Raw genomic sequence first — 9,890 nt, 5'->3', positions numbered from 1 at the left:
TAGGGTGGAGCACGTCGAGGTCTTTCGGGATGGTGAGCGTGAAGAACTTCCATCCTCCGGGAGACCTCGACCCCTACCCAGCCAGCGACGCGCTCAACCCACTACACCCTCGTTCGTGAAGAGCCCGTAACGGTCGTTCGACGGGCACACGGGTGCGACATCACGGTCGCACGGTCACGCAGCGCCGGAAAACACGTCAGCGCCGTCCTTCCAGAGAAGAACGGCGCTGAACGAACCCGTATTAGCTGATGGTGAGCAGCTGGTGGCCGGCCGAAACCGTCGCACCGGGCCCGGCGTTGATGGCGCCGATGACGCCATCCTTGTGGGCCTGAATGGGCTGCTCCATCTTCATCGCCTCGAGCACGACAACGAGGTCGCCCTTGACGACCTGCTGGCCCTCTTCGACGGCAATCTTGATGACGGTTGCCTGCATGGGGCTCTTCACGGCGTCGCCGGAAGCACCGGAACCAGTGGTGCTGGCTGCATGCGAGCGGCGGGCCGGGGGAGCGGCGGCGGGGCGACCCACCGACTGTGTGGCAACGATGTGGTCGGGCAGGCTGACCTCAAGGCGCTTGCCACCGACCTCAACGACAACCGTGTGGCGGCCGGGGGCTGCCTCGGGGGCATCCATTTCGCCGTCCCACGCCGGAATCTCGTTAACGAACTCGGTTTCGATCCAGCGCGTGAAGATGCCGAAGGTGCCGTCTTCTGCGGTGAACGCGGGCTCAGTGACCACCTGGCGGTGGAACGGGAGCACGGTCGGCATACCGGTCACTTCGAACTCGTCGAGCGCGCGGCGGGCACGGGCGAGAGCCTCGTTGCGGTCGCGGCCAGTGACGATGATCTTCGCGAGCAGCGAGTCGAACGCGCCCGAGATGGAGTCACCCTGCGTGACGCCGGAGTCCAGGCGAATACCGGGGCCACCGAACGTCTTGAAGGTCTTGATGGGGCCCGGCTGCGGCAGGAAGCCACGGCCCGGGTCTTCACCGTTAATACGGAACTCGAACGAGTGGCCCACCGGGGTCGGGTCGTCGTAGCCGAGCGTTTCGCCCGCGGCAAGACGGAACTGCTCACGCACCAGGTCGATGCCGGTGACCTCTTCAGAAACCGGGTGTTCCACCTGCAGACGGGTGTTGACCTCGAGGAAGGAGATGGTTCCGTCAGCACCGATCAAGAACTCGCAGGTGCCGGCGCCAACGTAGCCGACCTCCTTGAGGATCTTCTTCGATGCGTCGTAGAGAATCGCGTTCTGCTCGTCGGTCAAGAACGGCGCGGGCGCCTCTTCGACGAGCTTCTGGTGGCGACGCTGCAGCGAGCAGTCGCGCGTCGAGATAACAACAACGTTGCCTTCGGCGTCGGCCAGGCACTGCGTCTCAACGTGGCGCGGCTTGTCGAGGTACTTCTCCACGAAGCACTCGCCACGGCCGAACGCCGCGATCGCTTCGCGCGTTGCCGACTCAAACATTTCAGGGATCTCGTCGAACTCACGTGCGACCTTGAGGCCACGACCGCCGCCGCCGTAGGCAGCCTTGATCGCGATCGGCAGACCGGCCTCCTTGGCGAAGGCAATGACCTCGTCGGCGGTCTCGACCGGGCCCGGCGTGCCGGGGGCGAGCGGAGCGCCCACCTTCTCAGCGACGTGGCGCGCGGTGACCTTGTCGCCGAGGGCGTCGATCGCCTCGGGAGACGGACCGATCCACGTGATGCCAGCGGCAATCACGGCGCGGGCAAAGTCTGCGTTTTCAGCGAGGAAGCCGTAGCCAGGGTGAATGGCGTCGGCTCCGGAGCGGCGAGCGATCGACAGAATCTTGTCAATCACGAGGTACGTGTCGGCGCTGGTCTGGCCGTCAAGCGCGTAGGCTTCGTCAGCCAGGCGGGTGTGCATAGCATCGCGATCCTGGTCGGCGTAGACCGCTACGGATGCGATGGCGCTGTCACGCGCGGCGCGGATGATTCGTACGGCAATCTCGCCGCGGTTCGCGATGAGAACCTTCGAGATTTGAGGCATGACAGCCAGCCTACCGAGCAAATGGCCGTCGTTTTTGACCACTCTCGATAAAGTAATCGGAAATTCGTTGAGCGGAACCTACAGGCGATTCCAGAGGGACGGCCAGGAGATTCCGAGGCGCGCGGCAAGCACACGCACGGTCGACAGCGACATGCCGACGACCGTTGATGGGTCACCCTCGACGCGATCGATGAATGCACCACCCAGGCTATCGACCGTGAAGGCTCCGGCGACTTCGAGCGGCTCACCCGTCGCGACGTACGCCGCGATCTCTTCGTCTGAAATGTCGGCGACGAAATGCACGGTGGCCTCGGCGATATCGTCAGCCGCATCGACAACAGCACCCTGTTGCACGAGCAGCACGCTGTGACCGGAGTGCAGCACACCTGCCTGGCCACGCATGTGTAGCCAGCGCTCGGTGGCCGCTTCGGGGGTGTGCGGCTTGCCGAAGATCTGTCCGTCGAGCTCAAACATCGAGTCGCCGCCGATGACGATGCCCGTGAAATCGGGGTGCGTGATCGCGAGCCCCTCGGCAACCGCAGCGGCCTTTGCCTGCGCGAGCAACAACACGTGCTCTTCGGGGGTGAGCGGCCTGCCAGCCTCTTCTTCAGCCGCAACGATAGCCGCATCTTCGTCGACGTCACTGGCAATCGTGAGTGGTTCAATGCCGGCCTGACGAAGCAGCATGAGTCGGGCGGGAGATGTAGACGCGAGACAAACCTGCATGGCTTCAACGCTAGCAAGGTGTGGGTCTCTGTGGGCGAATCGCCTGGTTGCGGGTGAACCGCCCTAGACTCGGTGGCGCAATGACTGATACCTCCCTCCTCCTCGGCGCCCGCGAACAACTCATCCGCGGGCTGCAAGACCGACGCGCATTGCGCGATTTGCCGCCGGTTGTGGAGGCACAAGCTCGACGATCCGCCGTGCTCGTGCTGTTTGGTCAGCGCCCTGACCGCATGCATCTGGCGCCGGCCAGCGTCACTGCAGCCGATCTCGACCTGCTGCTGGAAGTGCGAGCCGACACCCTGCGATCGCACCCCGGCGAAGTTTCCTTTCCCGGTGGTTCCGTCGACCCCGAAGACATCGACGCCGTCGACACAGCGTTGCGTGAAGCGGAGGAGGAGACGGGGCTCGATCGCACCGGCGTTGAGATTTTGGGTGCGTTGCCTGACCTCCCGCTGCTTGCCAATAACTTCGTGGTGACTCCGGTTGTCGGATGGCGCACGCGCACGCTCCCGGTCTGCGTGATGGATCATGGCGAAACCCATGAGGTGCGGTTGACGTCTGTTGACGACCTGCTCAACCCCGAGAACCGTTTCACCTCGGTGTTCCGGCACGAGCGTGGTGACTTTCGCGGCCCCGCATTCGATATTGGCGGCGCGACAGTGTGGGGCTTCACTGCCCTCGTGATCGACCACCTGTTCGAGGCATCGGGCTGGACGCGGCCGTGGGACGACGGCGACCTCCGCGACATTTTCACGCTGCAGTAACGCTCATGAGAGACGCCGATGAGGTGTCATTCAGCCGGGCATGAGATTCTGTAAGGATGCACGCGCCCCAAGAACTTGACTTGACCATCTCTGACGTCGCCCACGGCGGCATCTTTGTTGCCCGCCACGAGGGTCGAGTCATCTTCGTCTCCGACGCGATTCCGGGTGAGACCGTTCGCGCTCGCGTGAGCGATGACTCGAAGCCGTCATTCTGGCGCGCCGAGACCGTCGAGGTGCTCGAAGCTTCGCCCCACCGCCAGGCACACGTGTGGTCGGCCGCCGATGTCTCCGTGTCGCCCGCGCTTCGCCCCGGTGGTGCCGAGTTCGGCCACATCAACCTCGCCCACCAGCGTGAGCTGAAGACCAAGGTGCTGCGTGACTCCCTGGCCCGCTTCGCGAAGATCGAGTCAGACGCGACGGTGCAGGGTGTTGGCGGCCAAGCCGATGGCACCCGCTGGCGCACCCGGGTGAGCCTGCACGTTGACGGCGCTGGCCGTATCGGCCCGTACGCTGCGCGTAGCCACAACGTCATCGAGGTCCACGACCTGCCACTCGCGACCGCCGCCGTTGAGCGTGCCGCAGACAAGTTGTACGGCGATAACGCCGACCGTATCGACCTGATCCAGGCAGCCGACGGCCACGTGCGCGTGCTCAACCGCACCCTCGACGACAAGGGTCAGCCCGTCGAACGCCAGTCCAGCAAGCGCGAAGTGCTCATCGAGCGCGTCGGCGAGCGCGAGTTCCGTGTTGACGCTGACGGCTTCTGGCAGGTTCACCACGATGCCGCTACGACGCTCGACGCCGCCGTGCGTCGTGCACTGCGCGACGTTGAGATCGACCCGAACGCCTGGCACCTTGACCTCTACGGCGGTGTCGGCCTGTTTGCTGCGACCGTCGCCGAACTGGGCGGCACCCGTGTCACGAGCGTCGAGGCGAACGCCCGCGCCACCGAGCACGCCGGCGAGAACCTCTCCGAGTGGATCGGTGCCCGTGCCGAAACCGCGCGCGTTGACCGCTACACCCGCTCGCTGCTCCAGACGGCCTCCGAGCGCGAACGTGCCCGCCTGCGTGATGGCGTTGTCGTGATTGACCCGCCCCGCGCCGGTGCCGGCAAGAACGTTGTCTCCGACCTCGCAAACCTCGCACCGCGTGCGATCGTTTATGTGGCGTGTGACCCGGTCGCCCTGGCCCGTGACCTCGGCACGTTCGCTGAGCGCGGCTACCAGCTCGCTGGCATCGAGGCGTTCGACCTGTTCCCGCACTCGCACCACCTTGAGACGGTCGCACTGTTGCAGCAGGCTTAACCTGCGCGTTACCCGCTTCGGATAACCAACTAGGCTGGCGCTGTGAAGCGCATCGCCCTCATTGATGACCACGAGTCCGTTCGGCTCGGCCTCGAAGCGGCGTGCTTGCGTGCCGGACGCACGGTCGCTTTCAGCGGCCCGAGCGTCAGCGAGTACCTGCAATGGCGCGTCAATACCGGCGAGGCTCCCGTCGATGTCGTGGTGCTCGACCTGTCGCTGGGCGACGAAACCACGGTGACAGATAACGTGTCTCGCGTCGTGCACGATGGTTCCAGCGTCATCATCCACAGCGTTGCTGACCGTCCCGCCGCCGTGCGCGAAGCGCTCGCGGCTGGCGCTGCCGGTGTCATCAGTAAGTCCAGCCCCATCGACGATGTGGTTTCAGCGATCAACACCGTCGCGGAGGGTCTTCCACTGGACAACCTTGAGTGGGCGTCGGCCGTCGAGGGCGACGTTGTCTTCGCCAACGCCCAGCTGTCGGTACGTGAGCGCGAAGTGCTGCGCCTGTACGCCGCGGGGCTACCTCTCAAAATGGTCGCCGATCGCCTCGGCATCGCGTATTCGACGGCAAAAGAGAACATCTCCCGCATCCGATTTAAATACGTTGATGTGGGCCGCCCGGCCCCCACGAAGGTCGATCTGCTGATGCGCGCCATGGAAGACGGCATCATCGATGACCCGAACGACGAGCACGGAGACAACGGTGGTAGTCGCTGAGGCGATGCCCGGGCGGCAAGAGGTTTTTGCTGCCGGTTCTTTCACCAGCAAGCGGATTGAACGCATCGTTCAGATCGCTGCCGGTGTCGGTTCGCTCATTGTCGGCACGCAAGCCTTCATCGCGGCCCTCGGGAGCACCGATGCGGGCGTCTGGCACATTCCGTTCATGATCGCGATCTTCACGAGCCTGCTCGCGTTCTTAGCTTCGTGCTTCACCGGTCGTGCCCTGCGCGTCACGGCGATCACCTTCGTTACCCTCTACACGCTTGTCGTTGTCGCCTGGCCCTGGGTAACCGATCACGCCAGCAACCCCGGCTACGCGCAGCCGTGGATCTGGTACGTCACCAACATCGCCACGATCGCCGCCGTGCTCGTGATGTCGATGCCGTGGCAGATCACGTTCACAATCGGCCTGCCGGTGCTCTTCTTCGGGGCGCGCATGTTCCAGGTGGGTTTCGCAAACGACCATTGGGCATCAAACGCTTTCGACCTCTCGTTCGGCCTGTGCCTCGGCGCGATCCTGTTGATTTTGGTGCGCACCATGCGCGCGAGCGGTCGTGAGGTTGATGAGGCTCGCGGAACCGCGCTGGCGGAATACACGCAGGCCGCGGCTGCCGAGGCCGCCGAGTCGGAACGCATCTCCATGGCCGCGCTGATGCACGACAGCGTGATGGCGGCGCTCATCTCCGCAACCCGCGCTACCACCGAGCGCGAGCGGGCGTTGACGGTCGTGATGGCCCAGGAAGCGTTGACGGGCCTTGCCGATGCCGAATCTGACGAACGCATTGCGCTGGGGCGTCCGATCAGCGCCCGCGTCATCGCCGCCGACCTCACGAACGCGGCACGAGACTTCGGCGTCGTCATTGACATTGCTCCGCCGACTGACGAAGAGGTGCCCGGCCACGTTGCGCGTGCCCTCACGCTCGCGGCAACGCAGGCGATTGCGAACGCGATTCAGCACGCCGACGGGCAGGGTCTTGCCGTGGCAGTGTCAGCAACGCGTGATTCCTGCCGGGTGCGGGTGAGCGATACCGGTGGCGGCATCAATTTTGCCGCGATTCCCGCCGATCGCCTCGGCATTCGGGCATCGATCTATGCGCGCATGGCGGCCGTCGGCGGAACCACGGAGATTGCGTCTGGGCGGGGAGGCACGGTCATCGACATGAGGTGGCATCGATGAATATCACAACGCGCACCGCGCTGCTTCTCGTCGGCATTGTTTTCACCGCCTACCACGCCGCACGCACCCTGTTTTGGACGGGGCCCGTGGTGCACCCGGTGCTCATCATCATCACGGTGTGCATTGTCGCTCTCGTCACGCTCATCGGCCTCTTTGCCGAATCTCGCAACCCCGTGGTTCCGTCTGATGTCGCGCTGACCGCCGGAGGCAACGGCCCCGGCGTGCTCCCGATGTGGGCAGGCGTGCTGGCGATGGTCACCGCCGCTCTCACGCCGACCGCCGTGGCTATTGGCGTGGGGCGCGAGCACGTCGACGCGCCGTACGCCACCGGTTACATCGGTGGCGTCGGACTCCTCCTGACGGTCGTCATGATTCGACGCCGCGTGATGTGTGCGTGGATCGGTGTCGGCCTGCTGGTGATCGGCTCTGTCGCGTGGCTCGGGCCGCTCGGCGCTTTCTCCTTCGGCCTCGTCGGCGCGATCATGTGGGTCAGCGTTGCCCAAATCATCATGCACTCGCTCGACCGAGCATCACGCGACACGATGCGCCTCCTCGAACTGCAGCGCGCCGCCGCCGCGTGGCAGGCAGCGCAGTCGGTGCGCCGGCGTGAGCGCCGCGTGCGGGTGCAGTTTGCGCTGCAGGTTGCCGGGCCGCTGCTGACGCGCATGATCGGTCAGGGCGGTGCGCTGACCGATGAGGAACGTGCCGAAGCCCGCGTCGCCGAGGGCACATTGCGCGATGAATTGCGCGCCCCGCACCTGCTCGACACGCGCGTGCGCATCGCTATTGAGCGGGCGCGGCGCCAGGGGAGTACCGTGACTCTGCTCGACGAAGGCGGGCTCGACGGGCTGAACGACGATGAACTCGGTCGCATCCGCGGTGAAATCGCCGACGCCATTTCTGACGCCCAGTCGGCGCGCATCATCGTGCGCAGTTCGCGTCACGCTGAGATCGCGGTGACCGTCGTGGGGCGTTCGGCGACCGGCGACGGGATCGCCGCTGACGACACGGTCGAGCTGTGGCAAGAAATTACCCGCACTGCCAGCGTGTGAGCCGCACCAGCCAACGGCGAGCGGAACCGGCACGCGCCGCCGCGAATAGGCGCGGAGAAAAAGATGGGGCGGGGATGGTGTCTGAACACCACCCCCGCCGGGGTGCGAGATCGTTACCCGAAAACAATCCCGCAAAAGCCGGGTAAAGCTGGCACGTCTACCCTGGGACGTGCAGTCCGGCTAACGCATTGCGTTTGCCTTTTCAGTATGCGACGCCCTGGCAGGGTTTGTCTGTAGGTACTTTGGGGGACAAAACGGCCGGTTTTGGCGTTTCTCGGGCGCGTCGAAGCGCTTTTCGGTGAGGCTTACCGGGCCCAGGAGCCGAAACCGACGTTGCGATCGGGGGCACGACGCATCTGGCGGCGCGTGCGCATCCAATCCGATGGTTCCGGCTTGTCTTCGCTCTTCGCGTCTTCAACCTCAGCGGCGTACGTTTCGGAGATCACCGCGATCACCGCCGCCAGTTCTTCTGGCGTCGGTGTGCCGCGGGTTACCGCGATTGACAGGGCAGGCTCGTCACTCACAGCGGAATGTTTCCGTGCTTCTTCTGCGGGCCTTCGACGCGCTTGCCGCGCAGGGCACGCACAGCCTTTGCAATCATGACTCGAGTCTGCGCCGGCTCGATGATGCCGTCAATCTCGCCACGCTCAGCGGCGAGGAAAGGCGACGTCACGTTGTACGTGTATTCGTTTGCGAGGCGCGTGCGCACAGCGTTGACGTCTTCGCCGGCTTCTTCAGCCTTGCGCAGATCGTTGCGGTACAGGATGTTGACCGCACCCTGGCCGCCCATGACGGCGATTTCGGCCGTGGGCCATGCCAGGTTGACGTCAGCACCGAGCTGCTTCGAGCCCATCACGATGTACGCGCCGCCGTAGGCCTTGCGGAGGATGACCGTGACCATCGGAACCGTGGCTTCGGCATACGCGTAGATGAGCTTTGCGCCACGGCGGATAACGCCGGTCCACTCCTGGTCGGTGCCCGGAAGGTAACCGGGAACATCGACGAGCGTGACGATCGGAATCGAGAACGAGTCGCAGAAACGCACGAAGCGGGCAGCCTTTTCGCCCGCCTCAATGTTGAGCGTGCCGGCCATCTGTGACGGCTGGTTGGCGATGATGCCGACCGTGCGACCCTCGAGGCGGCCGAAGCCGATCACGATGTTCGGGGCGAACAGCGGCTGCACTTCGATAAAGTCGCCATCGTCGACGATGCGGCCGATGACTTCGTGCATGTCGTACGGCTGGTTCGGCTGGTCGGGGATGATCGCGTTCAGCAGACGGTCTTCGTCGGTCGTTTCCCACGTGAACTCCGACGCGTAGGTCGGTGCCTCCGACAGGTTGTTGTCAGGCAAGAACGACAGCAGGGTGCGAGCGTAGTCAATCGCATCGTCTTCGTCCGAGGCGAGGTAGTGTGCAACGCCCGAGCGGGTGTTGTGCGTGTAAGCGCCGCCGAGCTCTTCCATGCCCACGTCTTCGCCGGTGACGGTCTTGATAACGTCGGGGCCGGTGACGAACATCTGGCTGGTCTTGTCGACCATGATCACGAAGTCGGTGAGCGCGGGGCCGTAGACAGCGCCACCGGCGGCGGGACCCATGATGATCGAAATCTGCGGAATGACACCCGAAGCCGCGGTGTTCTTGCGGAAGATCTCGCCGTACTTGCTGAGCGCGAGCACGCCCTCCTGAATGCGCGCGCCGCCGGAGTCGAGAATGCCGACGATCGGGATTCCGCTGCGCAGGGCGAAGTCCATCACCTTGATGATCTTGTCGCCGGTGACCTCGCCCAGCGAGCCGCCGAATGTCGTGAAGTCTTGCGAGTACACGGCAACGGTGCGGCCGTGAATGGTGCCGACACCAGTGACGACTGAGTCACCGTAGGGGCGCGACTTGTCCATGCCGAAGGCGGTGGTGCGGTGACGAACGTATTCGTCGAGTTCGACGAAACTGCCCTGGTCAAGCAGCATCTCAATGCGCTCACGCGCAGAGAACTTGCCCTTGGCGTGCTGCTTCTCCTGCGCCAACTTCTCGGGTTCAACGATTGCCTCGTTGTATCGAGCGCGCAAATCTGCGAGCTTGCCAGCTGTCGTGAAAAGGTCGTTCGTGTCCGTCACGGACTCAACCCTACCGGCGGGCTCACCGC

9 protein-coding genes are annotated in these 9,890 nt (G+C 64.6%); 5 read left to right on the top strand and 4 right to left on the bottom strand.

The genetic code is table 11. The features are described from left to right. Positions 1-241: 241 nt before the first annotated feature. Positions 242-2,008, bottom strand: coding sequence for an acetyl/propionyl/methylcrotonyl-CoA carboxylase subunit alpha (locus ACQUSY_RS07815; protein ID WP_428903924.1), 1,767 nt, complete (start codon positions 2,006-2,008; stop codon positions 242-244). 78 nt (positions 2,009-2,086) lie between these two features. After that, entirely contained in the window at positions 2,087-2,734 is a 648-nt protein-coding gene (locus ACQUSY_RS07810) for a Maf family protein (protein ID WP_428903923.1), read from the bottom strand. A gap of 80 nt (positions 2,735-2,814) precedes the next feature. Here ACQUSY_RS07810 and ACQUSY_RS07805 point away from each other — a divergent pair, with 80 nt between their 5' ends. The 5 genes from ACQUSY_RS07805 to ACQUSY_RS07785 are packed head-to-tail and all read left to right on the top strand — an operon-like array spanning position 2,815 to position 7,751. Further along, positions 2,815-3,498: an NUDIX hydrolase gene (locus ACQUSY_RS07805; protein ID WP_428903922.1), complete on the top strand. Its 684-nt coding sequence runs from the start codon at positions 2,815-2,817 to the stop codon at positions 3,496-3,498. A gap of 56 nt (positions 3,499-3,554) precedes the next feature. Beyond that, positions 3,555-4,802, top strand: a complete 1,248-nt coding sequence (locus tag ACQUSY_RS07800) for a class I SAM-dependent RNA methyltransferase (RefSeq protein WP_428903921.1) — start codon at positions 3,555-3,557, stop codon at positions 4,800-4,802. 42 nt (positions 4,803-4,844) lie between these two features. Continuing rightward, on the top strand, positions 4,845-5,519 hold the full coding sequence (locus ACQUSY_RS07795; protein WP_428903920.1) for a response regulator: 675 nt from the start codon (positions 4,845-4,847) through the stop codon (positions 5,517-5,519). Then, on the top strand, positions 5,506-6,699 hold the full coding sequence (locus tag ACQUSY_RS07790) for a sensor histidine kinase (protein ID WP_428903919.1): 1,194 nt from the start codon (positions 5,506-5,508) through the stop codon (positions 6,697-6,699). The genes ACQUSY_RS07795 and ACQUSY_RS07790 overlap by 14 nt, the downstream gene beginning before the upstream one ends. Beyond that, on the top strand, positions 6,696-7,751 hold the full coding sequence (locus ACQUSY_RS07785) for a hypothetical protein (protein WP_428903918.1): 1,056 nt from the start codon (positions 6,696-6,698) through the stop codon (positions 7,749-7,751). Before ACQUSY_RS07790 ends, ACQUSY_RS07785 begins: the two co-directional genes overlap by 4 nt. A gap of 305 nt (positions 7,752-8,056) precedes the next feature. Here the strand turns inward: ACQUSY_RS07785 and ACQUSY_RS07780 are convergent, their stop codons facing one another. Then, the gene (locus ACQUSY_RS07780; protein WP_428903917.1) at positions 8,057-8,275 is read right to left on the bottom strand and encodes an acyl-CoA carboxylase subunit epsilon; all 219 of its coding nucleotides are present in this window, start codon (positions 8,273-8,275) and stop codon (positions 8,057-8,059) included. After that, a complete protein-coding gene (locus ACQUSY_RS07775) occupies positions 8,272-9,861 on the bottom strand; it encodes an acyl-CoA carboxylase subunit beta (RefSeq protein ID WP_428903916.1) in 1,590 nt (529 codons plus the stop codon). The genes ACQUSY_RS07780 and ACQUSY_RS07775 overlap by 4 nt, the downstream gene beginning before the upstream one ends. Between the last annotated feature and the right edge of the window lie 29 nt (positions 9,862-9,890).

This window comes from Microbacterium daqui, from assembly GCF_050408675.1.
GTDB lineage: Bacteria > Actinomycetota > Actinomycetes > Actinomycetales > Microbacteriaceae > Microbacterium.
This window is presented reverse-complemented; position numbering and strand designations above follow the sequence as displayed.

What these genes read in the sequence shown, in the direction of transcription:
- ACQUSY_RS07785 (WP_428903918.1), top strand. Translation starts at nt 6,696, where the DNA reads ATGAATATCACAACGCGCACCGCGCTGCTTCTCGTCGGCATTGTTTTC.
- ACQUSY_RS07815 (WP_428903924.1), bottom strand. Translation starts at nt 2,008, where the DNA reads ATGCCTCAAATCTCGAAGGTTCTCATCGCGAACCGCGGCGAGATTGCC.
- ACQUSY_RS07810 (WP_428903923.1), bottom strand. Translation starts at nt 2,734, where the DNA reads ATGCAGGTTTGTCTCGCGTCTACATCTCCCGCCCGACTCATGCTGCTT.
- ACQUSY_RS07805 (WP_428903922.1), top strand. Translation starts at nt 2,815, where the DNA reads ATGACTGATACCTCCCTCCTCCTCGGCGCCCGCGAACAACTCATCCGC.
- ACQUSY_RS07800 (WP_428903921.1), top strand. Translation starts at nt 3,555, where the DNA reads ATGCACGCGCCCCAAGAACTTGACTTGACCATCTCTGACGTCGCCCAC.